General features: G+C 44.7%; 28 protein-coding genes and 1 pseudogene. 11 read left to right on the top strand and 18 right to left on the bottom strand.

Annotated elements, in window-relative coordinates:
• Positions 1-56: 56 nt before the first annotated feature.
• The 9 genes from rpmC to rplC all read right to left on the bottom strand — a co-directional run bounded on the left by rpmC (position 57) and on the right by rplC (position 4,813).
• A complete protein-coding gene (gene rpmC / locus V2H45_RS07660) occupies positions 57-260 on the bottom strand; it encodes a 50S ribosomal protein L29 (RefSeq protein ID WP_330483037.1) in 204 nt (67 codons plus the stop codon).
• A 4-nt stretch (positions 261-264) separates the two neighbouring features.
• Complete coding sequence (gene rplP, locus V2H45_RS07655) at positions 265-678, bottom strand: 50S ribosomal protein L16 (RefSeq protein ID WP_330483036.1); 414 nt, start codon at positions 676-678, stop codon at positions 265-267.
• A 59-nt stretch (positions 679-737) separates the two neighbouring features.
• Positions 738-1,484: a 30S ribosomal protein S3 gene (gene rpsC, locus V2H45_RS07650; protein WP_330483035.1), complete on the bottom strand. Its 747-nt coding sequence runs from the start codon at positions 1,482-1,484 to the stop codon at positions 738-740.
• A gap of 2 nt (positions 1,485-1,486) precedes the next feature.
• Positions 1,487-1,843: a 50S ribosomal protein L22 gene (gene rplV, locus V2H45_RS07645; protein ID WP_330483034.1), complete on the bottom strand. Its 357-nt coding sequence runs from the start codon at positions 1,841-1,843 to the stop codon at positions 1,487-1,489.
• A gap of 6 nt (positions 1,844-1,849) precedes the next feature.
• Entirely contained in the window at positions 1,850-2,128 is a 279-nt protein-coding gene (gene rpsS / locus V2H45_RS07640) for a 30S ribosomal protein S19 (protein ID WP_330483033.1), read from the bottom strand.
• A gap of 49 nt (positions 2,129-2,177) precedes the next feature.
• A complete protein-coding gene (gene rplB / locus V2H45_RS07635) occupies positions 2,178-3,041 on the bottom strand; it encodes a 50S ribosomal protein L2 (RefSeq protein ID WP_330483032.1) in 864 nt (287 codons plus the stop codon).
• A 90-nt stretch (positions 3,042-3,131) separates the two neighbouring features.
• Complete coding sequence (locus V2H45_RS07630; protein WP_330483031.1) at positions 3,132-3,446, bottom strand: 50S ribosomal protein L23; 315 nt, start codon at positions 3,444-3,446, stop codon at positions 3,132-3,134.
• Positions 3,447-3,476: 30 nt separating this feature from the next.
• The gene (gene rplD / locus V2H45_RS07625; protein ID WP_330483030.1) at positions 3,477-4,121 is read right to left on the bottom strand and encodes a 50S ribosomal protein L4; all 645 of its coding nucleotides are present in this window, start codon (positions 4,119-4,121) and stop codon (positions 3,477-3,479) included.
• 50 nt (positions 4,122-4,171) lie between these two features.
• Complete coding sequence (gene rplC / locus V2H45_RS07620) at positions 4,172-4,813, bottom strand: 50S ribosomal protein L3 (protein ID WP_330483029.1); 642 nt, start codon at positions 4,811-4,813, stop codon at positions 4,172-4,174.
• Between the two features lie 425 nt (positions 4,814-5,238).
• Between rplC and efp the strand changes: the two genes are divergently transcribed.
• Complete coding sequence (gene efp / locus V2H45_RS07615) at positions 5,239-5,799, top strand: elongation factor P (protein ID WP_330483078.1); 561 nt, start codon at positions 5,239-5,241, stop codon at positions 5,797-5,799.
• Positions 5,800-6,276, top strand: a complete 477-nt coding sequence (accB, locus tag V2H45_RS07610; RefSeq protein WP_408648751.1) for an acetyl-CoA carboxylase biotin carboxyl carrier protein — start codon at positions 5,800-5,802, stop codon at positions 6,274-6,276. It abuts the gene before it with no gap.
• A 73-nt stretch (positions 6,277-6,349) separates the two neighbouring features.
• On the opposite strand, the gene V2H45_RS07605 is transcribed toward accB, so the two are convergent.
• Entirely contained in the window at positions 6,350-7,186 is an 837-nt protein-coding gene (locus V2H45_RS07605) for a universal stress protein (protein WP_330483027.1), read from the bottom strand.
• A 276-nt stretch (positions 7,187-7,462) separates the two neighbouring features.
• Between V2H45_RS07605 and V2H45_RS07600 the strand changes: the two genes are divergently transcribed.
• The 4 genes from V2H45_RS07600 (at position 7,463) to accD (ending at position 11,894) form a co-directional block, all read left to right on the top strand.
• Positions 7,463-7,759: a (2Fe-2S) ferredoxin domain-containing protein gene (locus V2H45_RS07600; RefSeq protein ID WP_330483026.1), complete on the top strand. Its 297-nt coding sequence runs from the start codon at positions 7,463-7,465 to the stop codon at positions 7,757-7,759.
• Between the two features lie 88 nt (positions 7,760-7,847).
• Complete coding sequence (gene grpE, locus V2H45_RS07595; protein WP_330483025.1) at positions 7,848-8,606, top strand: nucleotide exchange factor GrpE; 759 nt, start codon at positions 7,848-7,850, stop codon at positions 8,604-8,606.
• Between the two features lie 145 nt (positions 8,607-8,751).
• A complete protein-coding gene (dnaK, locus tag V2H45_RS07590) occupies positions 8,752-10,611 on the top strand; it encodes a molecular chaperone DnaK (RefSeq protein WP_330483024.1) in 1,860 nt (619 codons plus the stop codon).
• A 257-nt stretch (positions 10,612-10,868) separates the two neighbouring features.
• Complete coding sequence (gene accD / locus V2H45_RS07585) at positions 10,869-11,894, top strand: acetyl-CoA carboxylase, carboxyltransferase subunit beta (protein ID WP_330483023.1); 1,026 nt, start codon at positions 10,869-10,871, stop codon at positions 11,892-11,894.
• Here the strand turns inward: accD and nagA are convergent.
• Positions 11,809-12,897, bottom strand: coding sequence for an N-acetylglucosamine-6-phosphate deacetylase (gene nagA, locus V2H45_RS07580; RefSeq protein ID WP_330483022.1), 1,089 nt, complete (start codon positions 12,895-12,897; stop codon positions 11,809-11,811). The genes accD and nagA overlap by 86 nt on opposite strands.
• Positions 12,898-13,465: 568 nt before the next feature.
• Between nagA and aat the strand changes: the two genes are divergently transcribed.
• Entirely contained in the window at positions 13,466-14,053 is a 588-nt protein-coding gene (aat, locus tag V2H45_RS07575) for a leucyl/phenylalanyl-tRNA--protein transferase (protein WP_330483021.1), read from the top strand.
• A 13-nt stretch (positions 14,054-14,066) separates the two neighbouring features.
• Here aat and V2H45_RS07570 read toward each other — a convergent pair whose 3' ends face one another.
• Entirely contained in the window at positions 14,067-14,456 is a 390-nt protein-coding gene (locus V2H45_RS07570) for a hypothetical protein (RefSeq protein WP_330483020.1), read from the bottom strand.
• Positions 14,457-14,606: 150 nt separating this feature from the next.
• On the opposite strand from V2H45_RS07570, the gene psbO reads away from it, so the two are divergent.
• On the top strand, positions 14,607-15,440 hold the full coding sequence (gene psbO, locus V2H45_RS07565; protein ID WP_330483019.1) for a photosystem II manganese-stabilizing polypeptide: 834 nt from the start codon (positions 14,607-14,609) through the stop codon (positions 15,438-15,440).
• Between the two features lie 76 nt (positions 15,441-15,516).
• Here psbO and V2H45_RS07560 read toward each other — a convergent pair whose 3' ends face one another.
• On the bottom strand, positions 15,517-16,749 hold the full coding sequence (locus V2H45_RS07560; RefSeq protein WP_330483018.1) for a lipid-A-disaccharide synthase-related protein: 1,233 nt from the start codon (positions 16,747-16,749) through the stop codon (positions 15,517-15,519).
• 248 nt (positions 16,750-16,997) lie between these two features.
• Here V2H45_RS07560 and V2H45_RS07555 point away from each other — a divergent pair, with 248 nt between their 5' ends.
• From V2H45_RS07555 to V2H45_RS07545, 3 genes are all read left to right on the top strand, one after another.
• Positions 16,998-17,867 carry a DUF3120 domain-containing protein gene (locus V2H45_RS07555; protein ID WP_330483017.1) on the top strand — a complete coding sequence of 290 codons (870 nt, stop codon included), beginning with the start codon at positions 16,998-17,000 and terminating at the stop codon, positions 17,865-17,867.
• Between the two features lie 221 nt (positions 17,868-18,088).
• Positions 18,089-19,099, top strand: a complete 1,011-nt coding sequence (locus V2H45_RS07550) for an adenylate/guanylate cyclase domain-containing protein (protein ID WP_330483016.1) — start codon at positions 18,089-18,091, stop codon at positions 19,097-19,099.
• Positions 19,100-19,272: 173 nt separating this feature from the next.
• Positions 19,273-20,280 carry an adenylate/guanylate cyclase domain-containing protein gene (locus V2H45_RS07545; protein WP_330483015.1) on the top strand — a complete coding sequence of 336 codons (1,008 nt, stop codon included), beginning with the start codon at positions 19,273-19,275 and terminating at the stop codon, positions 20,278-20,280.
• Between the two features lie 75 nt (positions 20,281-20,355).
• On the opposite strand, the pseudogene V2H45_RS25560 reads toward V2H45_RS07545, so the two are convergent.
• From V2H45_RS25560 to V2H45_RS07525, 5 genes and pseudogenes are all read right to left on the bottom strand, one after another.
• A pseudogene (locus V2H45_RS25560) lies at positions 20,356-20,451 on the bottom strand (type II toxin-antitoxin system VapC family toxin); the annotation flags it as partial.
• Positions 20,445-20,645, bottom strand: a complete 201-nt coding sequence (locus V2H45_RS07540; RefSeq protein WP_330483014.1) for a type II toxin-antitoxin system VapB family antitoxin — start codon at positions 20,643-20,645, stop codon at positions 20,445-20,447. The pseudogene V2H45_RS25560 and the gene V2H45_RS07540, both read right to left, overlap by 7 nt.
• 135 nt (positions 20,646-20,780) lie before the next feature.
• Positions 20,781-21,326, bottom strand: a complete 546-nt coding sequence (locus V2H45_RS07535; protein ID WP_330483013.1) for a DUF4334 domain-containing protein — start codon at positions 21,324-21,326, stop codon at positions 20,781-20,783.
• Positions 21,327-21,434: 108 nt separating this feature from the next.
• Positions 21,435-22,121 carry a phospholipase D-like domain-containing protein gene (locus V2H45_RS07530; RefSeq protein WP_330483012.1) on the bottom strand — a complete coding sequence of 229 codons (687 nt, stop codon included), beginning with the start codon at positions 22,119-22,121 and terminating at the stop codon, positions 21,435-21,437.
• A gap of 4 nt (positions 22,122-22,125) precedes the next feature.
• Positions 22,126-22,482, bottom strand: coding sequence for a hypothetical protein (locus V2H45_RS07525; RefSeq protein ID WP_330483011.1), 357 nt, complete (start codon positions 22,480-22,482; stop codon positions 22,126-22,128).
• Positions 22,483-22,751: the final 269 nt, after the last annotated feature.

Below are 22,751 nucleotides of genomic sequence, written 5' to 3'. Positions count from 1 at the left end.
TAACCTCTATAAACTAAGCCTGTGCTAATTCCTCAAATACAACAAACCTTGACGTGCTATGCCCTTGACTGCCGTTCACGCTCTACAGTCATTAGCTGAGCAAGGCGATGTTTAGCATGACCAAATTCATGAGGCTTGACAGGTTGCCTTGTCGCAGATTTGAGTCTTAAGGTAAATAACTCTTTCTTGACAGATAAAATTTGAGATTGCAACTCTTCGTCAGATAACTCTCTTGCAGACTGGACTTTAGGGAGTGCCATAGATTTACTCCTTCTCTCGCTTGATAAATCGGGTTTTAATGGGCATTTTGGCAGCAGCAAGTCGAATCGCTTCCTTCGCAATATCTTCGGTTACACCGGCAACCTCAAACATAATACGACCTGGCTTAACCACGGCTACCCAGAATTCTGGAGCGCCTTTCCCGGAACCCATACGGGTTTCAGCTGGGCGCATGGTGACTGGCTTATCAGGAAAAACGCGAATCCAGATTTTGCCGCCTCTTTTGATATAACGGTTCATCGCCCGTCTTCCAGCTTCGATTTGGCGAGAGGTAATCCAAGCAGGCTCAAGGGCTTGCATCGCAAAGTCACCAAAATTTAGTTCCGCACCTCTGGTAGCTGGACCAGACATACGACCTCTTTGCTGTTTACGGAATTTTGTGCGTCGGGGGCTCAACATAGTATTTTCAGCTTGTTACACTTTTCATTAGGGTTAAAGAGAACTTCTCAAAGCTCAATTTAACTGTCGGTACCTGACCGATCTTCAAACTGAGGGCGGCGTTGTTGCCGACGTCTCGGTTGACTAGGAGGAGGAGCTACTTCTTCACCAGAAATAATCTCGCCTTTGAAGATCCAAACCTTAATGCCGATAACGCCATAAATGGTTTGGGCAGTCTTATAGGAATAGTCAATGTCAGCTCTCAATGTGTGCAAAGGAACTCTTCCCTCTCTCACCCATTCAGTTCTAGCAATTTCAGCGCCATTTAAACGACCGCCGATTTGCACCTTAATTCCTTCTACACCAGCTCTTTGTGCCCGTTGAATCGCTTGGCGTACAACCCGACGGAAAGAAACGCGGCGTTCGATCTGTTGGGCAATATACTCAGCGATTAAAGGTGCTTCTGCATCTACGCGAGCAACCTCGACGACATTAATGCGGATTTGACTTGTACCAGACTTTGCCAGCGAACCTGCTTGAGTGAGATGTTTCACCAAGCCTTGACGCAACTGCTCGATACCAGAACCACCACGACCAACCACAACGCCAGGGCGAGCGGTACGAATTTCTAGATCGACTTGGTCGGCTTTGCGATCGATCAGGATGTCTGCGATGCCTGCATTATTGAGGGTTTTCTCAATATACTTACGGATCTCATGATCTTCAGCAATTAAGGTGGGGTAACGACTTGGATCGGCAAACCAACGAGATAGATGTGGTTGGGTAATGCCAAGACGCAGACCAGTGGGATGAATCTTCTGACCCATGACTATTTTTCCTCCATTGGTCTAACGGTTATGGTGATGTGACAAGTTGGCTTACGGATTTGATAGGCACGCCCTTGTGCTCTGGGGCGGAATCGCTTTAGGCTTGGTCCCATGTCAGCATAGGCTTGGCTAACCATTAAGTTTGCTGGATCTTGACCAGCATTATGTTCGGCATTTGCTACTGCGGAACGAAGAACTTTGGTAATTGGCTCGCAGGCACGATAGGGCATAAACTCTAGAACCATCAGGGCTTCGCGGTAGCTGCGACCACGAATTTGATCGAGTACACGACGCACTTTAAAAGGAGACATCCGAATGTACTTAGCTGTAGCGGGGGTTTCGTCAATATTAAGGATCATCTCTATCTACCTCTTTGCCTTTTTGTCACTCTTGGCGTGACCTCTAAATGTGCGGGTGGGTGCAAATTCCCCTAGCTTATGTCCTACCATTTGCTCGGTCACATAAACGGGGACATGCTGCTTACCGTTGTGCACAGCAATGGTATGTCCAATCATTTGAGGCAGAATCGTGGAGGCACGAGACCAAGTTTTGATCACCTGTTTGTCGCCTTTGGCGTTCAGGTTTTCTATTTTTGTCAGGAGGTGGTCAGCTACAAAGGGACCTTTTTTCAGCGATCGCGGCATAACTTTTATCTTTTATTCTCAGGCTTTTCCGAATCTAATATCTAGAACTCTAGGAGTTACGTCCACCCTTACCACGTTTGGAAGATTTGCGACGACGGCGCACAATCAGGGCACTGCTTAGCTTTTTCTTCTTACGAGTCTTATAGCCAAGGGTAGGTTTACCCCAAGGAGTTACAGGACCACTGCGACCGATAGGAGCGCAACCTTCACCACCACCATGGGGGTGATCGACAGGGTTCATGACTGAACCTCTGACCATAGGGCGACGGTTATTCCAGCGATTACGGCCTGCTTTACCCATGCTGAGGTTGCTATGGTCAGAATTACCAATCTGACCAATCGTGGCATAGCATTCTCTGCGTACCATGCGAACTTCACCTGAGGGAAGCTTAAGGGTGACAAAATTCCCCTCCTTAGCAGCAATTTGAGCACCAGCTCCGGCAGAACGTACCATCTGACCACCTTTACCGGGGGTCAATTCCACATTATGGACAACTGTACCTAGAGGAATGCTATACAAAGGCAGAGCGTTTCCAACTTCTAGAGGAGAAGATTCACCTGCTTGAACGATCGCACCAACTTCAAGTCCCTTAGGATGAAGGATATAGCGCTTTTCTCCATCACGATAAGCCAGTAAAGCAATGCGTGAATTGCGGTTTGGATCGTATTCGATCGCTGTGACTTTGGCAGGAATATTGCGCTTGTCACGTTTGAAGTCAATAATGCGATAGAGACGCTTGTGACCACCGCCACGTCTGCGGCTCGTAATTACACCACGATTATTACGCCCTCTTTTACGGTGGACATAGGTCGTGAGAGACTTCTCAGGCTCTGATTTAGTAATTTCGGCAAAGTCAGAGACAGTTAACTGTCTTGTACCTGCTGTGTATGGTTTATATACGCGAATGCCCATAGTTTTTGATTTATCGGGTCAATATTTTTGATCGGCGTTTGGAGAGTTTTAGAAATTCAATCTAAGCCTACTTAATAAGCTTGTAGATACCTAGACATCAGGGAATAGGTCGATTTTGTCATTAGGAGCAAGAGTAACAATGGCTCGTTTGTACTGCGATCGCTTGCCCGCAAACTTGCCAACCCGTCGGGTAGCTGCAGGTAACAGATGCGTGTTCACCTTCATGACCTTGACGGAAAACAAGCTTTCAATCGCTGCTTTTACTTCGGGCTTGGTAGCATTTTTAACGACTTCAAAGGTGTACTTATTCAGCTCCAACATCCGAGTCGCTTTTTCATTTACCAAGGGGCGGCGAATAATGTCGGGTAATCGCCGAGCATCAAATTCTGTGGGTATCTTAGCCATATCTTCCTTCCTCTAATACTTTATTGACGACTAACTATCTACTGATGCGCTGGTCCCATATACCGCATGAATCTTCTCTACGGCAGCAGATGTAATCACTAACTTTTTGGCATTGATGATGTCAAACACATTTAGCTGATCGGCAACAAGAAGAGTAACCGAAGGAATATTCCGAGCTGAAAGCGTAACAACTTCTTGCTTTTGATCGACAATGAGCAGTACCTTTTGCTCAGAAGTAACTCCCCAACGGTTTAAAGCTTGGGCTAGTTCCTTAGTCTTTGGCTGCGGCAGGTTAGCAGTAAAATCTTCAACCACAATAATGTCTGCTAAACGACTCACAAGTGCAGTCCGCAATGCCAAGCGTCTTTCCTTCCGATTCATTTTGAGATTGAAATCTCTTGGCTTAGGTCCAAAGATCACGCCACCACCACGCCATAGGGGAGAACGGCTCGAACCCGCTCTAGCACGACCTGTACCTTTTTGCTTCCAAGGCTTGCGACCACCACCTCTAACTTCAGCACGAGTTTTCGTACAAGCCGTACCTTGTCTGGCATTATTTAACTGTCTAATCAGCGCGCGATGCACAATATCTGAGGCACTAGACTCTTTTGCAACCTTAAGCTCAAGGTTAACTTCACCAACTTGATTTCCTTTCCAATCTTGCACTACAGGCATAACTTCTTCTCTTTGCTTTTACCTTTCAACCTACTGTTTTGTCCGACTAACTATTTGGCGTTACCAATGACTTTAGCGGGTGAAATACTTACGAGTGCACCTGGCTTGCCAGGAACAGTTCCTTTAATTAACAGTAGGTTTCGTTCAACGTCAATTTGAAACAAAATCAGCTTCTTGGAAGTAATGCGCTTACCCCCCAATCGACCGGCCATTCTTTTGCCAGGATAAACACGACCAGGGGTTGTACCTGCACCTGTAGATCCAGGTTGTCTGTGATTCTTAGAACCATGCGCCATTGGGCCACGCTTAAAGTTATGACGCTTTTGGTATCCAGCAAAGCCTTTTCCAATTCCTGTACCAGTTACATCTATCGCTTGACCTTCAAAAAATTGACTAACATCAATTTTTTGACCTAGCTCGTAGATGCTTGGATCGGGAACCAGATATTCTCTCAGATGCTTGACTGGAGAACTTTCAGATCTTTTTAAATGCCCTAACTCTGGTTTAGTCAGTAGCTTTTCACGCGTTGTACCAAAACCAAGTTGAATGGCTTGGTAGCCTTCTTTGGTTACAGTTTTGATCTGAGTAATCGTACATGGACCAGCTTGAACAACAGTGACTGGCACAGCATTACCCTCTTGGTCAAACACTTGGGTCATACCAAGCTTTGTTCCGAGAATTCCGACAGACATGGATAAACTCCCTTGCTTCTAAGTGAAGGTTTTGAGAGAACTCTGATGAACTATTTAAAACGCTGATAGAACTATCGAAACGTTGGTTGAAGTTTCAGACACTCAAGCTTTTTTGTTAGGGAAAGAAACATTTGCCAACCCTAAAGTGTGACAGGACTTAAGACGCTCGATTTTTCAAGTCAAACCCTGAACTTAGCTGCTCAGTTTCCTTTTTTAGTCACAGTTAACAATCCTACCTTAAGACAATACAGATTGTCTATAGCATCTTACTGATTTCTTTGTATTTCTCCTGAGCCGATGATAAAAACCTTGCCGTGAAGGATGTTTTGGCAAAGTTTTCCAGAAAAGAAAAATGTCAAGATGTACGTTGTCTCAGATGTTACATCTCTACGCTAAAATTAGCCTTGGCTATTAATCTATTAACAATGATTTCCAGCAACGATTTTCGAACTGGCGTAACGATCGAGCTTGACGGAGGCGTCTGGCGTGTTATTGAGTTTTTACACGTCAAACCTGGTAAAGGCTCGGCTTTTGTGCGCACTAAACTAAAGAATGCTCAAACTGGCAGCGTGTTGGAAAAGACGTTTCGAGCAGGTGAGAGCGTTCCGCAGGCGGTGCTTGAGAAAAGCACAGTGCAGCATACTTATAAAGATGGGGCAAATTTAGTATTTATGGATATGGCTACCTATGAGGAAGCTATATTAAGTGCCGAGCAAATTGGCTCCCGTGTCAAATACATCAAAGAGGGCATGGAAGTCAATGTGGTGCGTTGGGGTGACCAAGTCATTGATGTGGAATTACCAAACACCGTAGCTCTTGAAGTAACGGAAACCGATCCAGGTCTACGTGGTGATACTGCAACTGGTGGGACTAAACCGGCAATTGTTGAAACTGGCGCACAAATCATGGTGCCGTTGTTTGTAAATATTGGCGATCGCATCAAGATCGACACTCGTGATGACTCATATCTGGGGCGAGAGAATTAGGTGGAATTTAGCTTGGAGCAACTACGGGAACTGATCACGATTCTAAATCAGACTGATATTACAGAGCTGACTTTAGAATCGGGGGATCTACGCTTGAGTATTCGCAAGAGCGATACGAAGCCAATTGCGGTAATGCCTTCTTTATCGCCACCGACAGGTGCTTTTGAGACCTCATCAACTTATGAGCCCGTTCCTGTTGTACCTAGTCCAATCGTCGATGCTATTCCAGCTAAGAAGTTAGCCGATGTTGTTTCACCCATGGTTGGAACATTCTATCGTTCGCCTGCTCCTGATGAAGCTCCATTTGTGGAAGGTGGAGATAATGTGCGTAAGGGGCAAACCGTCTGCATTATCGAAGCAATGAAGCTAATGAATGAAATTGAAACAGAAGTTTCAGGTCGAATTGCCGAAATCCTAGTTGAAAATGCGCAACCAGTCGAGTATGGGCAGGTTTTGATGCGTGTTGAATTGCTGTAGCAAGGCATACTACATCTAATCAAAGAAGGGGGCGGATTTAATCCGCCCCCTTCTTTGATTAGTATTTTCTAAATTACTCCTCTTTAGGACGAGTGAGTAACACAGGGCAACTAGCATTGACTCGCACATAGTCTGATACTGAGGTACCAAGTAGGCGATCGAGATCGGGTAAGCTACGAGCGATCGAGGGACGGCGATCGGGAGAAGCTAACACCAATAAACTGGCATTGCTTTCTTCCGCAGCTTTGCAGATTTCCTTGCCAGGATCGCCTGCGCGCAAAAAGGTGCGATAGGGGATATTCATCCTTTTTAATTTGGCGATCGCTTCTGATAGGACTGGATCGGATTCGGCAGTGGTGTCGTCATTTTTCTTAAGCACCCTAGATAAGAAAATTTCAACATCGGTTGCTCCATCAATCAACTTAATCGCAAAATCTAGACTATCTTTAGACGAGTTTGAACTGTCCAACGCGACCATAACGCTTCTGATCGTTTTGATATACACGTCATCTTTAATCAAAAGCATGGGTATGGCGGCAAGCTGAAACACATATTGACTGACAGAATTAGCCAAAATCGCTTGTAACCGACCCATGCCTCGCGATCCCATGATTAACAGCGAAGGTTTAAGTTCATCGGCAACCTTACAAACAATATCCTTGGGATCTCCCTCTTTTAAAAGTGCCACAGAACGATTCTCTGAGTTAAGTCTCAAGCTCTTGGTTTCTTTGTCTACAATCCTTTCCCCTGCAAGACGATATTCTGTCAATCCCTCAGAACTTGCGGGCACTGGAATTACATGTAATACCGTAATTTGAGTCCGTTGCAAACTGGGGAGTGCCAGCAGCATATTCATCATTTCACGCGATCGCCCAGATCCATCTACTGCCAATAAAATTTGCTCAAACATTTTATTCTTAGCCCTAAAAAATTATTATTTCCCATTCTTTGAGTAAATCTCACTTAAGGGTGGATGCAGACAAAATGTTGGGAATCTTAAAATTGTTATCCTCTAGGTAAATTAAGGGGGTTTTAGGATTTATAGTTTCTTTTTTAAAGTGATACAACCCTCGCTGTATTTTTATATAATGACTCCGAGAATTTCCAATCGCTGTGTTTAGATTAAGATATGAATTAGGTAATCTATCTACCTTGGGAAGACTGGGAAAGCTGGGAGTAAAACCGATTGCAAAGACAAGTCCTCGTCTGTCAGCACCGTACCTGTAAAAAGGATGGTTCAGCTAATGTGCTAAAGGTTTTTCAAGCTGAGCCAATTCCCAATGTTACGATGTCAGCCTGTGGCTGTTTGGGATTGTGTGGTTCTGGTCCAATAGTTGTTGTCTTACCTGATAACATCTACTATTGGCATGTACAACCTAAAGAAGTCACTCAATTGGTTGAAAAGCACCTGTTGAATGGTCAACCTGTTTGTACAATGATGCACCCACGATTGCACCCCGATCCTTCACAATTTCTATCTTAGAAATTTTGTTTTCCCGATTTCTATCTAATTCCTATAATAATTGCTAAGCTAAAACACCAAACTGTGAAGCGCAAATAGTGTTAACACAATGATTGACGAAGAAAATCAACTCCCCGATTTGGACGAGTTAGTAGATGATGAACTCGATCTAGAGGCCTCATTAAATCAACTGGCTGAAAAAGAAGAACGATCTGAGCATAAAGAAGCCGCTAGCCCAGCTAAAACTGATGCAACTGAGGCTTCAAATGCAAACAACGCTACCAAAGAAAAAAAACAAGCTGATGCCAGTGCTGAGAAAATAGATGGACTGATGTCGGAGATTATTACGCTCAAGCGTCAGTTTGAAGAGCGCAGCAGCCAATATACTCGTCTATATGCAGACTTTGAGAATTTTCGCAAGCGTACAGAGCGAGAAAAAGAAGAAACTGAAGATAAGATAAACGCTAAGATCCTCAAAAAGTTTTTGCCTGTAGTCGATGATTTTGAGAGAGCACAGCTTCAAATCAATCCTAAAACTGAAGCTGAAGCACTCATACACAAGAGCTATCAATCTGTCTATAAGCAGTTGCTAAAGTGTCTCAAAGAAGCTGGGCTATTGCGTATGGATGTTGTCGGGCAGGAATTCGATCCCAATTTTCATGAAGCGATCGCACAAAGTCCATCCCCCGAATACAATGAGGGTATTGTGATGGATGAGTTGCGTCCAGGGTACCTTTTAGGAGAGCGCGTCCTTCGCCACGCACTAGTCAAAGTATCTTCAGGCCTAGAATCTTCACCTGATGCAGAGCCCAACCCTGAAACAGAAGTTGGGGATCAGGTAGACAGCCTTGAGTCAACAAATAGTTGACTTTAATTTATACAGTAATTATTTATTACATAATTACTGTAATTATTCATGTAGATTCATAGCAGTAGTTGCTGCTGCCATGAACACTACAAAGCATAACTGGGTAAGCTAAACTCTTGAAAAGGCTCTAGCAGGACTGGCGATTATGTCAAAAGTAATTGGAATTGACCTCGGTACTACAAATAGTTGCGTCTCTGTTTTGGAAGGCGGAAAGCCTGTAGTCATATCTAGTGCTGAAGGTGGACGCACTACTCCAAGTATTGTTGGGTTTCTTAAGGATGGTACAGAACGTATTGTCGGTCAGGTAGCAAAGCGCCAAGCTGTTACTAACTCAGCCAATACCATCTTTAGTATTAAGCGGTTTATCGGTAGACGCTGGGATGAAACTGAAGATGAGCGGAAGCGCGTATCTTACACAGCCGTTAAAGGCAAAGACGATACGGTGAATGTATCGATCGCCGGCAAAGAGTACACCCCTCAAGAAGTTTCAGCCATGATCTTGCAGAAGCTGAAGCAAGATGCCGAGAACTATCTGGGTGAGCCTGTCGAGCAAGCTGTAATTACAGTACCTGCTTACTTTACGGATGCACAACGACAAGCGACTAAAGACGCGGGTCTGATCGCGGGTCTACAGGTATTGCGGATTGTCAACGAACCAACAGCAGCGGCACTTGCTTACGGCTTAGATAAGCAAGATCAGGATCAAACCGTTTTGGTATTTGACTTAGGCGGAGGAACCTTTGACGTCTCGGTGCTGCAACTTGGAGATGGTATTTTTGAGGTAAAAGCAACTTCAGGTAATAATCACTTAGGTGGGGATGACTTTGATGCTGCGGTTGTGAATTGGATCATCGGTGATTTTAAAGAAAAAGAGGGGATAGATCTTAGCGAAGATAAAACCGCTTTACAACGCGTGAGAGAAGCGGCAGAAAAAGCCAAGATTGAACTATCTACTGCCCCAAGTACCCTGATTAGTCTGCCTTTTATTGCCAGTGATGCCACGGGTCCCAAGACAATTGAATTGGACTTTAGTCGTGCCCAATTCGATCAACTGACTGCTAGCTTGGTGAAATCAACCCTAGAACCTACTGCTCAAGCCCTCAAAGATGCCGGTGTCGTCCCTAAAGAAATCCAAAAAATTATCTTAGTGGGTGGCTCAACCCGCATTCCATCAGTTCAAGAAGCCATTAGCAAATTTTTTGATGGCAGAAAGCCCGACCAATCTGTTAATCCAGATGAAGCTGTAGCCGTTGGAGCAGCGATTCAGGCTGGGATTTTGGGTGGTGAGGTCAAAGACTTACTGTTACTAGACGTCATTCCTCTATCTATTGGTCTAGAAACACAGGGCGAAGTATTTACGAAAATTTTGGATCGCAACACCACAATTCCAACCAGTAAGTCGCAAATTTTCTCAACGGCTGTGGATAACCAATCTGTGGTGGAAATTCACGTCTTACAGGGCGAACGGGCTATGGCTAGAGACAATAAAAGTCTTGGGCGATTTGAATTAGAGGGTATTCGTCCCGCCCCTAGAGGTATTCCTCAAATTGAGGTTTCTTTTGACATTGACGCAAACGGCATTCTTAAAGTCGCGGCTAGAGATGCTGATACGGCTGTTGAGCAAAGCATTAGTATTACGAATACGGGTGGTTTGAGCCCCAGCGAAATCGAGAGGATGCGTATGGAAGCAGAAGTTTATGCGGATGAGGACTCTGCCCGCAAAGAGTTGGCAAATATGCGCAACCAAGCTTCAAACCTCATTCGTACAGTGGAAGAAATTCTCAAGGACAATGGTCCCACGGTTATTTCCCAAAGTCTGCGGGAACCCACACAAAACAATGTGGCGAAACTCCGCAGTTTGATCGAGCAAGACAACATAGAACTGGAGGAAATGCAGACAACGATCAAGCCACTCCAGCAATCATTGTTTGAAATTACTCAAGCTGTGGAAAAGTATTCACAGGTTGAGCGGGTCAAGCAAAAAGGTGCTGAAGATCTTGCATAAGTTTGAGCTACAGCGTTATTGCTAGGTGATTTGACCTTAAACGATAATAGGCAGCAAAACAGGATATCTTTGAATAGAGACTTACTCGTTCTTGGATATATAAATCAAGACTGACAAGGTGCAAGAATAAGCCTACTGTCAGCTTGTTTCTAATGTAATGATATGATGACAAAATACTTGGGTCTATAGTAGGTCTTAATACCTATCCGTCTGATATTTGTCTGAGTCAATTGCGCCTATAAATTGCTTTAAGCCCTATGTCACTATTTGATTGGTTTGCTGAGACGCGATCGCGTGCGAATGAGGTACATCGTCGTGAGGTTCAAAATGTAACCCCTCCTCAATATCAGGAACGGGAAATTCCTGATGGTCTTTGGCATAAATGTAGCTCTTGCAGTGTCCTTACCTATATCAAGGATTTACGTACCAACTTGATGGTGTGCCCCGAATGCGGGCATCATAATCAAGTTAGTGCGTCCGATCGCATTGCTCAGTTGGTGGATGTTGGCTCTTGGGGAGAAATCGACGCTCAATTGTCCTCATGCGATCCCCTAGAATTTCGCGATCGTAAGCCCTACAGCGATCGGCTTAAAGAATACAAGCAAAAAACTGGCTTAGAAGAAGGGGTCGTTACAGGGATAGGTAGTATTGAAGGAAATCCAACCGCATTAGCGATTATGGACTTTCGGTTTATGGGCGGCAGCATGGGGTCTGCGGTGGGTGAAAAGATCACCCGTTTAATCGAAGCAGCTACCCAAAAACGCATACCCGTCATTTTATTCTGTGCGTCAGGTGGAGCCAGAATGCAGGAGGGCATTCTCAGTTTGATGCAGATGGCTAAAACTTCTGCAGCACTAGAAAGGCATCGTCGGGATAACCTTCTGTACATCCCTGTTTTAACCAATCCCACCACGGGTGGTGTAACCGCTAGTTTTGCCATGTTAGGCGATATTATTTTGGCTGAACCCAAGGCAATGATCGGGTTTACAGGTAGACGTGTGATCGAACAAACGCTTAAACAAAAAATTCCTGATGATTTTCAATCGGCTGAGTATTTGCTCGGTCATGGATTTGTGGATTCCGTCATACCCCGTACGCGGCTTAAGTCTACCTTAGCAATGATTCTTCGATTACATAACATTACAGGCACGTTGCAACAAAGTAGCGCGAGTACCCCTGTTTCTAGTTCTAAGGTCTCTAGCAGCGATACCAAGCTAAATCACCATTCTTCTGCCAATACCAAGCCAGAGAATGAGAATGTGCCAATACCAAATCGTCCTTAGAACCTAGCGATCGCTGAAGTGCGCGACGGGGTGATTCTGTCGCAAGTGCGATCGCTCGTTTGGGTTCGCAAATGCCCCAACGCACTAAATTTTTAGCGCAATCTAGTAAGGGTACAGTCGTACCTGATAAGGTACCGTCCTCTAGACGCGCAGTTCCTGCTTTGACTGCGATCTCGCGCCGATCCCAAGGATATTTACCATCAGGCAAGCCCAAAGGAGCCAAAGCATCACTAACGAGGAAGAGTGACGATAGATTGTTCGTGTCTTCTGTGGAATAGTTAGGGGAATAGGATTTAACGCGATAGACCATATCTACCATTTGGGGATGAACGTGAACACCATCCGCGATTAGACCGCACCAAACATGCGGATTTAGTAGAGCCTCCCCTAATAGCCCAGGTTCGCGGTGATGAAGCGGGGGCATGGCATTAAAAGCATGGGTGATCGCGGTCGCGCCTTGTGCAAAAGCTTGTCTTGCTTGCAGCGCTGTTGCACAAGAATGCCCCAGACTGACAATAATGCCCCGATCTCGTAAAAATGGAATCACCTTTTGCTCGGTATCTAGCTCTGGCGCAAGGGTCATTAGTTTGACGATCGCGCCATAATCACCCAAAACTTGCTCGATCTGCGGGATGTTTAGCGATCGCAAATGTTCGATGGGATGAGCGCCGCGTTTGTCAGGGTTTAGAAAAGGTCCTTCAAGATGTACGCCCAAAATTTTGGCACTGCATGATGCGTAGCGATCGCTCTCCATAGCCTCAGCAATGATCGCAAGGGATGCCTTGTAGTTTTCAAGGGAGGTTGTAACTAGGGTGGGCAAAAATGCATCTACACCTTGTTGCCAGAGAAAGCTACAAATCTCAGGTAGTTTATGCTTGTTCTCACTGCCCAAATCGTTAAAGGCTACACCCAATGCCCCATTAATTTGGAGATCGCACCCTCCTTGGGAGTAGCAAATAATGTCTGAATCTGCAGGAATTTTAGTCTCAGGATTGCTTAGCATTCAGTTTCGATAATCCTATGGAAATATGTGGGAATTGAAATATGCGATAGCACAACTACCAATCGTAAGGTCTTAGTCTGAAGTAGGCAGCTTGGCATAATTTACATAAAAAAAATGAGGTAAAATTTTACAGGCTTTCAGTACTTATTCTTGTTAATCAAATATTCTGTCGCTAACAATACAAAGAAATTCTTAAGCGATCCCCATTTTTTAACAACTTCGGGCACAATAATATTCATCAAACGGAACCAGCAAATATAAAGGTTCTGAATATAAAAGCAAATTTAATAACCTACTTCAGAGAGGTGTAGCACTTGGGTCTAGAGTTTTTAACTCGTTTCTCAATCTGCTACATCTTTCTTTTTGGGTTTGAATCTCAATTTGGGTTTCTTTGCATTTTCTTTATATTTTCTTTATGATTGGGAGGGCAAGAATATGCAGAACCCCTCACAAATTGCTCTAAATTAGCTCTCAATTAAACGAGCTAAATCAGCAATTCTGGCTGCATGATTGACGTAACATTTAGAATCATGTCATGACTCCGTAGATGTTTAGCTAGGACTTATACATGCCTATCGATAGGCTCAGTATTCACAAGATTATTGATGGCTACGCACAAGGTCACTTTCTCATGGCAGAGCATGAGGGGGAGCCTGTGGAGTGGTATTACACCCATTGCCGCACATTAATTCCCCTCGACCAGCGCTTTCATTGCCCAAAATCTCTGCGTCGAGCGATTAATCAAAATTGGTTTGAAGTAAAAATTAATACTGCCTTCGATCGCGTAGTTGAGGGCTGTGCCGATCGCAGTACCACTTGGATTTCCACCGAACTCAAGCAGATCTACCACGATCTCAACCAAGCAGGATTTGCCTATAGCTTTGAGACTTGGCAGGGAGAGCAGTTGGCAGGGGGTATTTTAGGCATTGCGATCGCGGGAGCCTTTATCGGTGAGTCGATGTTTTATCGCATTCCCGAAGGCTCAAAAGTTGCCATGGTGAAGTTGGTCGAACATTTGCGATCGCGCGGTTTTGTTTTGTTTGACGCTCAAATGATGAATCCTCATCTAGAGCGGTTTGGTGCCTATGAAATTGATGACGAGCAGTACCAACAGCTTTTGCAGGTTGCTCTGCGCCAAAATTGCTCCCTGCTTTAAGTTCGTTCGGGAATTATTTGCCACTTGGATCTTTACCCGAAATATCGGAAGCGTCAATTTGCTCTGGTAGCTTTGGGGCAAATTGAAGATTTGCTAGATCTGAAGCCTCCAAGTTTTGCAGTAAATCCTTGAGTTTTATTCGATAAATATAGGGCCAACCGCCATTGGCTTCGATATTTCTAAGTAAATCGAACAAGGCATGGCGACTGTTTGGCATGGCGGGTTGAAACAAGTCATTACAGATCTGACTATGTAAACTTTCTAGAACCCGCAAAATCTCTAAAAGTTGAACGGCATTCCCCTCATGCTTTTGAGCTAAGGATTTGATTCGATCGGCGATCGTCTCTAGTTCTCCAGAGTCACTTTTAACGACCTCTTGATTTTGCTTTTTCGTTTGCTCCAAGCAAGTACCCTCAATTGCACGGTAATATGATGAATGGAATTTTGCAGTAAAAGTTTTTGTAGGCTTAACGCTAGGGTCAGTTTAAAGCGACAATAACTTATATCAATGATTTATTTCGGTTTTACTTACGGGTTAAACAAGAGGTTATTTATGAGGTTTCGCACTTTTACTAAAGTGATTTTAGCTTTGTGTATCAGCTTAGCAACTTTCGTTTCAGGGATCGTGTTTACAGATAGTGCGATCGCCGGCACTAATCTTCCCCTGACCTACGATCAGATTAGAGGTACTGGTCTGGCAAATACTTGTCCAGATGTTTTTGGCAGTTCGCGTGGTCGCGGCATTATTCCAATCCCCAAGGGCGGAACTGTGCAGATCACCAATATGTGTTTACAGCCAACCTCATTTTTTGTTAAAGAGGAATCTAATAATAAGCGTAAAGAGGCTGAGTTTGTCGCAGCCAAATTGATGACTCGTGCAACTTCTAGTCTTGACTATGTCAAAGCAGAAGTTAAACTCAACGATGATGGCAGCTTGACTTTAACAGAAAAAGATGGCATGGATTACCAGCCTATCACCGTACAAATGCCCGGTGGTGAGAGAGTGGCAATTTTGTTCTCGATTAAAGGTTTCACTGCAACCACGCAGCCAGGTTTCACTGGAATTGGTACCTCTACCGATTTTGAAGGCGCAACAGACGTACCAACCTATCGTGGAGCCAACTTTATCGATCCTAAAGGTCGTGGTCTTGCCATTGGTTATGATGCTGCCGAAGCACTACCTGGTAAGCGCGATCGCTATTCTAAGAGCACAAAAGATGACAGAACTTCTAAAGGAAGAATTTCTCTTCAAATTGCCAAACTCAACAGCGAAACTGGTGAAATTGCTGGCACATTTGAATGCGAACAATTTTCTGGTACAGATTTAGGCGCGATCGAAGCCAAGGAAGTCATTATCCGAGGCATCTTTTACGCAAATGTTAGCTAGTTTGGCTTTGTCGTAAGCTTTTTAAAACTTAATTGCTCCTGCCTTGAAACTATCGATGTAAAAGGCAGGAGCATTTTTATGCGATTCCAAGTTGGCGGGCAAACCTATCAGCAATTTGGGCGGAACCACCAGGATCGCCAACCCGTTCCAACCCATTCTGGATGCATTGTTGTAAATATTCGGCGTTCCCTAAAGTCCGTTTGACTTGTATAGCTGTCTCAATTAAATCCTGAAATGTCGCTGGCGTTTTGCCAATCGTCTGCACCGATCGCCCCAACAAGCGCATCTGAGCCTCTGCAAACCGATAGGTAAATTGAGGACCTTCCCCAATAATTTGAATTACAGGCTTACCCAATCCTACAGCCTGCTCGACAGCAGTACCAGCCATCCCAATCACGAGATCGGATTTTTGCAGAATTGTGGCAAATGCATCGCAGTGGCAGTTGACGATCGCATCCTGTTGGGCATGGTAGAGCCGTCCATTTTCTTGATATTGCCAGCCTTTCTGTAACGCTACGGTTTGTAAAGGCGTACATGCTTCTACCCGATTCGACTCGCCTCCTAGCTGGGGTAACATCATGTTTGGTGTTAAGGCAGCTTGAAACTGTACGGGATGAGGTGCAAATTCACGGAAAATTTCGATCGCCAGATCTAATAACAAGCCCAAGTTACGGGCAGATTCGGGTAAGCGACTGCCGGGCAATAAAGCGATCGTCGGCAATTGCGGCACTAGTCCTAAATTTTTGCCCGTGGGCTCAAGCACATCCATGATGGGATAGCCAGCAAACAAAGCTTTGGAAATACCTCTCTGATTTAACTGTTGGGCACTAAAGGCATCACGGGTAAAGATGACTTGGCATTGGCGCGATCGCAGCAATTGCATGGTCAAAAAAGGCAAACTAACGCGATTTTCGTAATAGCTCGATGACGACACGATAAAGGCAGCATAGGGGCAGCCCGTAAGACGAGCGATCGCTAAAGGGACAATATCACCAGCGGCAAAGATCAGATCGCAAGTACGACCATAGGCTCGCGCTGCTTGAATTTGTTGCCAAGTTAAGCCTAGCAAACCCGATCGCAGGTCAGAAAGTAATTTACGGTTGTCCATATAGACAAACCCCCCAGAGGGCAGCGATCGCGTCGGCGCAATAATAGGGGCATCGAGGCGGCGGTAGGCATTTCCCTCACCCACAATCGGCAAAGCTGCTACTTCGACTTCTGGGTATTTTTGCTGGAAGGCTTTTAAAACTAAGCTGGCATTTAGATCTTCTCCATGCCCATTACTGAGAAATAAAACTCTTTTTGTCATGGATTGCCAATTTGTCCGTTGTCAGGCATCGGTTGCTAGTTTTTTACTGAATTTTTGTGGTGATTTTTGATTGTCCTTTGGGCGCGATCGATGGCAAATGGATTTTTCTGCTATGGATATTCGTCATAGATACCTGTCAACCGTCAACTGTCAACTGTCAACTGTCAACTGTCAACTGACCGCGCTTCACCAAGATCGCGTTTGCTAGTATATTAAGGATTAATAATAAATATAACTTTAAACAAAATTTGTTTTTATATACCACTGGCACAAATGCTTTAGAAGAGGCATTCCCAGAGGAGGAAAAAAAGCCCGAACAGGTTAGAGAGCATCTTTTACCCGAAGAAAGCATCAACTTGTCCAGTGCTTCTTTGTCCTCACTGACGGGAGTAACCACAGACGGTTTGCCTTTACTCCAGTTCCCGCCCGAATCGGCGATCGCTCAGTCTTGGTCGCAAAATTCGAGATCGTTGCATTGGAAGGTTTGGCTGGCAACTGTTTTTTTAGTATCCGCACCTGTCTTTTTTGAAGCTCCCCTCGTGCGTTTTGCACCTTGGTTGAGTATCGTGCTGACAGTGGGCTGGCTATCAATTAGTCGCCAACTACGAGAAAATCCCCAAAATCAACTATGGGGTAGTTTGCTATGGGGCTTTAGTCTTACTTGGTTTTGCGGCGCAATCTATTGGGGATGGCTGCGATCGGAACCTTCTTGGCATTTACCCATCGAAGCGATCGCCTTGCCTTGGGCAATTTGGGCAGTCAGTCAAACTCCCAATCAATCACAATATCGCGTTGGTGGTTGGTTTTATCTCGGTTCGCTTTTTGGCACTAGTATCACCGATCTATATTTCTATCTAGTTAATTTGTTTCCCCATTGGCGGGCAATTATGCGGGTTGAGTCCGACCCTGCACAGGTGCAACCAATTTTTCAAAGTGCTTTATCTCAGGTGCAAACAAGTTGGGGCATGGCTTGGGCATTGGGCTTGGCAGCGGTTTTACTTTTGTTAGGCAGTCGCGCCATGCGTTCCCATCAGGTTTGTTATTGGGCTTTTGCGGGTGCTGTATTTGGTACTATTTTTGTCGATTTGCTTTTTGCGGTCTTAGCGTATTTCGCTTAGTTATAGATAAACCAATCGGTTACAGCTAAGATAATAAGGTCGCTTTTACTCAAATTTTTAGCGCTCTATGATTGCCGTGAAAAATCTGGGTTTTAGGGGAAATTCATGTTTGAGGCTATTCTTAAAGCTTTAGCTACTTGTAAAGAAGTTAGCACTGTTTTTTAATCACTTGCAGTATTCGGTAGGTTGCCTAGAGATTAATTGAGGGGATAGAGAGATTCGTGAATGATACGGAAGCAGCTTTACAGACACAACCCTATCTCGCATTGCATGGTTCTCGTGGCATTAAGCATATCCCACTAGTAAACGCTAGTGCCTGGAAATTGGGACGCGATCGCGAAAATGATATTCCTCTGTCAGACAAATGTGCCTCCCGCAGCCATGCCATGGTACAAATTATTGGGCAAGGGGCTTACTACCTGATCGATCTGGGTAGTCGTAACGGTTCGTTTTTGAATGGGCGGCGGGTGACCATTCCTGTAAGTTTAAAAAATGGCGATCGGATTACCCTTGGGGAAACCAATCTCGAATTTTTTTGCCCTGAGACCAACACAGCACCCAACGATGAAGGAATAGGGCAGGAGCAAAATACAGACACCGTGATGCTGCACAGCCGCCGATTGATTACGGTGGTGGTGATTGATATTCGCAATTTTACGAAGCTGACGCAACAATTAGACGAACATATCCTGTCGGAAGTCATCGGTACGTGGTTTCGTAAAGCAGGGGAAATTATTAACCACTACGACAGTTGGGTAGATAAGTACATTGGTGATGCCGTGATGGCAGTCTGGATTCACAACACGAGCCCGGGAACCGATCAAGTACCTACTAAGGAGATGCTCAAAGCCTTTCAGGCGCTGCATGCGTTGTTTGACATGAGCAATCAGCTCAATAGTGAATTTGCCTTACCCTTTACCCTGCGCGTAGGGGCAGGCATGAATACAGGCTATGCCATGGTGGGGCAGATGGGAACCAGCGAACGACCTGACTATACGGCACTCGGTGATACTGTGAATGCGGCTTTTCGGTTAGAGTCTGCCACTAAAGAACTAGGCTTGGATGTCGCCCTAGGTGAGAAAACCTATGCTCATACTCCCTATGCGGCAGTTCTGCTTCCCTTTAAACAGCAAATTGTTAACCTCAAGGGATATGACAATCCCACCTTGACCTACGCGGGCACGTTTGAAGATTTAGCGCAATTTCTCCATAAGATTACACCTCAAGAGTAAATTGTGGGTATCTTGTTACAATACCCTCGTACCTAAGTTTGACCGTTACACTTGTAATGCTGAGTCAATCGACGCAGATGTGTTAGCCAGATCTCGATCGCAAAGTTTGCAATCTAGATTGAGCATTTAGAATGCGCACATGGGGTTGAGCAAGCAATTGTGAATTTTAACCTATGGAACTTTCCTCACAGCCTCACCTAAAAATTCACTATGCGGATGGCGATCTAACATTTCCACTCGTCAATGCTACCTCATGGACATTTGGAAGAGGCGAAGAGAACACCGTAGTTTTAAAAGATAAATGGGCTTCGCGCAACCATGCCGTCATCCAAATTATGGAGTCGGGCAACTTTTACTTGATCGATCTGGGAAGCCTGAATGGCTCCTTTGTGAACGATCGCCGCGTTAGTATTCCAATTGTGTTGCAAAGTGGCGATCGCATCACCTTGGGCATGACCGATATGGAATTGGTCTGTCCTCCCAATCGCCCCTCACCCGATGTTACAGCTGGGGCAAAACAGCGATCGACGATTATGCTGCACCAACGCCGCATGATCTCTGTATTGGTGATCGATATTCGCAATTTCACCAAATTAACCCGCCAATTAGAGGAACAAGTGCTTTCGCAGGTGATTGGAACTTGGTTCGGTAAAGCAGGGCAAATTATTAAGCAATATGGCAGTGGAGTAGATAAATATATTGGCGATGCTGTGATGGCGGTCTGGGTGCATAACACCATACGCGGCACTGACAAGGTCGTCCCTCAAGAAATGTTGCGGGTGTTTCAAGCCCTTCACGCGCTCTATAAGGTCAGCGATCAGCTAAACCAACAATTCGATCTGCCTTTTCCCTTGCGTTTTGGGGCGGGAGTGAATACGGGCAATGCGATCGTGGGACAAATGGGTGCAGGCGATCGCCCAGAATACACTGCCCTCGGTGATACGGTAAACGCGGCGTTTCGGTTGGAATCTGCTACGAAGGAATTGGGTTTAGATATTGCCTTGGGTGAAACGACCTTCGAGCAATCTCCTCAAGCGATGGCTCTATTACCTTTTCAGCAGCATTCCGTTATGCTCAAGGGCTATGATGCGGCGACCACGACCTATGCAGGTACGTTTGCCCAGCTAGAGAGCTTTTTAGAGAAAGTGCAAGGACAAGTCGATAGCTCAACTGGAGAATAACGAATATGTTGAGCGGTTAGAGATTATTAACTGCCACTGCCATATGTTTCTCGGTCAGTGTTTAGCTAAAAAGACTCAAGATTCAAAGCGAATCTGTTGGAGCGATCGCACTTGGGCAATGGTTTCAAAGTCGCGATCGTTATGAATCAAAAGTAAATTATTGTCTAACGAGTTTCACGTAGGGCTTTGTGGTCGAAATCTGCGGCAAACTGAATTTGTCCAGCAAGATCTAAAAGATTTTTCTTTCGACGCGATCGCACAAATTCCTTCAGAGCGAGATCAACTAGTTCTTCTTGAGTAGTGAGGTTGGTAAGTTGAAAAGCCTCGTTGAGAAGAGATTCGTTGAGGTTAAGGGTAATTTGCATGGGAGACGTATGAGTTGAAGTAGACAAAACTCTTTTTACATTTTATCCCAAGAGACGATCTGTCTATCAGGACACATTGATGGTCATTGTTTATCTCCAAAACAAATAGGTATCTCCCGCCTAGAAATGCCCTTATTACCCAGAGCATCGCTTGAGAATAAAAAAGAAGGGTTGAGGTAAGTTTTTGAAATCCATAATTCCCAATACAGTGTTTTCATCCACTTTTCTAAACGAGTCAGCGATCGGCAGATAATCGTAGATCATCGTGGCACTGACTTTCCCGCGATATTCCATCATTCGCAGTCTGGCTTGACTTCTTTCTGTTTTTAGGAGGGAATTTGTCAGTATGAGTAAAGGTTTCAGAAAGTCATTTTTGAGAAATGGCATTTTCAACACCCAATTCATCGCGGTGGGATTGGGCGCAACTTTGATTACCTTTCCCTGACCATCTAAAAACAATAATGGATGCACGTTCTCAGGATCGATAAATTCCTTCCCATACCAATTGGATGCTTCCAGTAAGCCATCCATTGGATGAGATGTATGCAGTCCAGAACCTTGCCAACGACCGAGCATAAAGTCTAGATTCACAGGTTCCAAGGTGTCAAACAACTGTAAAGCCTGTTCGATTGTGGCTTTAGCATTTGTGAGGATCGATGGGTAGCCTTCTAGTATTTCCATTTTTTCTGCTGGTTAAGAGGATATTTTAAAAATATCAGTTCAAGTGCCAATGATTAACAAGTCTTTCGTGAAGTTTAAAGTTATTCTGGAGCCAAGCGAGGAAAGCCTCTAAGCACTGGTAGCTCGATCGCATAGTTCATGACTGAGATCGGGAGCATTGTCATAGCGTAAAATTAGCCTCTGAATTTCATGGGAACTGCGGTGAATTGTTCCAGCTTCATCGCCTTGAATGTCAGGATAGGAAGCTTTGAGATTGGGAATGGTGGAACTGAGGACGTTATGACTGCCAACATAGGCAAATTTACGATCGCAGACAAAATACTTGCTATGTCCGCCTGTGAGCTTTAGCTGCAAGCGATCGGGATATCTCTTTTGCAACTGAAAGAGTTTGTTCATAGCACTATAGCGATGTTGTCCATCACGGGAGAATGTGAAGTTACCGTTACTGTCTTGCTTGATGACAGTACCCATGTCGTATTGATAGCCCCAACCAATATCGATTTGCACATCGCGATCGAGGGCATAGTTGAGTCGCAACATTAAATCATTGTCGATGCCGTAATTGCTTGCCCAAGGACATTTGATGATGATGCGTTCTTTGGCTTCTTCGAGGGTTTTGAATAGAAGAAAGCGACCTCCCGACTTCCCAAATACAATCTCTGTTTCTAATTGGGGTTGAAGGATTCCTAATCTTTCTAGAAATCGCTCAGGTTGCAGATTGTATTTATCGATCATGGTTTCGGCTTGAGCGAGCAGTTGATAGAGGTCTTTGATATCGGTGCTGTTTTGGTGCATAGCTTTACTTCCTTACTCGACGCTTTGTATCGAAATTCCAATATGTTGTCAGGATTTGAGGAGTAGATAAGCCTTGTAAACAGATGACCTGTAAACCTCTGAGGGTGTCGGTAAATCTTGCATAGGGGCTTTGTTTGAGTTGACGATCGCCTAATGTATAGACGATTGCTCCGCGACGATCGAAGTGTTTTTGACCATAGGCGATCGCTACACGGATCATGTCATTGCTGATAGCTCGTTGTTGTTGGCGACGTTGGAGGTGATTGAGATCTTTAGATTTACGGATGGGGGTAAAGGCGATCGCTCGATCTAACTGAGCATCAGTAGTCGCGATTTGTTGAATCTGTTGGTGTGTATTCATAACCTGCAAAATTTCGATGTGTCCAACTTATCGGCTGTACAAGTTGAAGTGAAGGACATTTACGGGAAGATATTAAGTGTCTTAAATGTCGTTATCTGTCCCGATTTATGGAGTCACAACCCAAGGAAATTCGCGAGTATACAAAATCTGATGGTTCAAGTCCTTTTGCTCAATGGCTTGATGGCTTACGCGATCGCGTAGCTCAAGATAAAATAAAAGGTAATTGCTCAACCTAGGTAAATTGACAAAAGCAGCAAAGCTGATAAAGT

Source organism: Tumidithrix elongata BACA0141 (assembly GCF_036349135.1).
In the GTDB taxonomy this organism is placed as follows: Bacteria; Cyanobacteriota; Cyanobacteriia; order Pseudanabaenales; family Pseudanabaenaceae; genus Tumidithrix; species Tumidithrix elongata.
This window is presented reverse-complemented; position numbering and strand designations above follow the sequence as displayed.

Bases quoted from the DNA above. Each gene is read 5' to 3' on its own strand.
- rpmC (WP_330483037.1), bottom strand. From the start codon at position 260: ATGGCACTCCCTAAAGTCCAGTCTGCAAGAGAGTTATCTGACGAAGAG.
- rplP (WP_330483036.1), bottom strand. From the start codon at position 678: ATGTTGAGCCCCCGACGCACAAAATTCCGTAAACAGCAAAGAGGTCGT.
- rpsC (WP_330483035.1), bottom strand. From the start codon at position 1,484: ATGGGTCAGAAGATTCATCCCACTGGTCTGCGTCTTGGCATTACCCAA.
- rplV (WP_330483034.1), bottom strand. From the start codon at position 1,843: ATGATCCTTAATATTGACGAAACCCCCGCTACAGCTAAGTACATTCGG.
- rpsS (WP_330483033.1), bottom strand. From the start codon at position 2,128: ATGCCGCGATCGCTGAAAAAAGGTCCCTTTGTAGCTGACCACCTCCTG.
- rplB (WP_330483032.1), bottom strand. From the start codon at position 3,041: ATGGGCATTCGCGTATATAAACCATACACAGCAGGTACAAGACAGTTA.
- V2H45_RS07630 (WP_330483031.1), bottom strand. From the start codon at position 3,446: ATGGCTAAGATACCCACAGAATTTGATGCTCGGCGATTACCCGACATT.
- rplD (WP_330483030.1), bottom strand. From the start codon at position 4,121: ATGCCTGTAGTGCAAGATTGGAAAGGAAATCAAGTTGGTGAAGTTAAC.
- rplC (WP_330483029.1), bottom strand. From the start codon at position 4,813: ATGTCTGTCGGAATTCTCGGAACAAAGCTTGGTATGACCCAAGTGTTT.
- efp (WP_330483078.1), top strand. From the start codon at position 5,239: ATGATTTCCAGCAACGATTTTCGAACTGGCGTAACGATCGAGCTTGAC.
- V2H45_RS07605 (WP_330483027.1), bottom strand. From the start codon at position 7,186: ATGTTTGAGCAAATTTTATTGGCAGTAGATGGATCTGGGCGATCGCGT.
- grpE (WP_330483025.1), top strand. From the start codon at position 7,848: ATGATTGACGAAGAAAATCAACTCCCCGATTTGGACGAGTTAGTAGAT.
- dnaK (WP_330483024.1), top strand. From the start codon at position 8,752: ATGTCAAAAGTAATTGGAATTGACCTCGGTACTACAAATAGTTGCGTC.
- accD (WP_330483023.1), top strand. From the start codon at position 10,869: ATGTCACTATTTGATTGGTTTGCTGAGACGCGATCGCGTGCGAATGAG.
- nagA (WP_330483022.1), bottom strand. From the start codon at position 12,897: ATGCTAAGCAATCCTGAGACTAAAATTCCTGCAGATTCAGACATTATT.
- aat (WP_330483021.1), top strand. From the start codon at position 13,466: ATGCCTATCGATAGGCTCAGTATTCACAAGATTATTGATGGCTACGCA.
- psbO (WP_330483019.1), top strand. From the start codon at position 14,607: ATGAGGTTTCGCACTTTTACTAAAGTGATTTTAGCTTTGTGTATCAGC.
- V2H45_RS07560 (WP_330483018.1), bottom strand. From the start codon at position 16,749: ATGACAAAAAGAGTTTTATTTCTCAGTAATGGGCATGGAGAAGATCTA.
- V2H45_RS07545 (WP_330483015.1), top strand. From the start codon at position 19,273: ATGGAACTTTCCTCACAGCCTCACCTAAAAATTCACTATGCGGATGGC.
- V2H45_RS07540 (WP_330483014.1), bottom strand. From the start codon at position 20,645: ATGCAAATTACCCTTAACCTCAACGAATCTCTTCTCAACGAGGCTTTT.
- V2H45_RS07535 (WP_330483013.1), bottom strand. From the start codon at position 21,326: ATGGAAATACTAGAAGGCTACCCATCGATCCTCACAAATGCTAAAGCC.
- V2H45_RS07530 (WP_330483012.1), bottom strand. From the start codon at position 22,121: ATGCACCAAAACAGCACCGATATCAAAGACCTCTATCAACTGCTCGCT.
- V2H45_RS07525 (WP_330483011.1), bottom strand. From the start codon at position 22,482: ATGAATACACACCAACAGATTCAACAAATCGCGACTACTGATGCTCAG.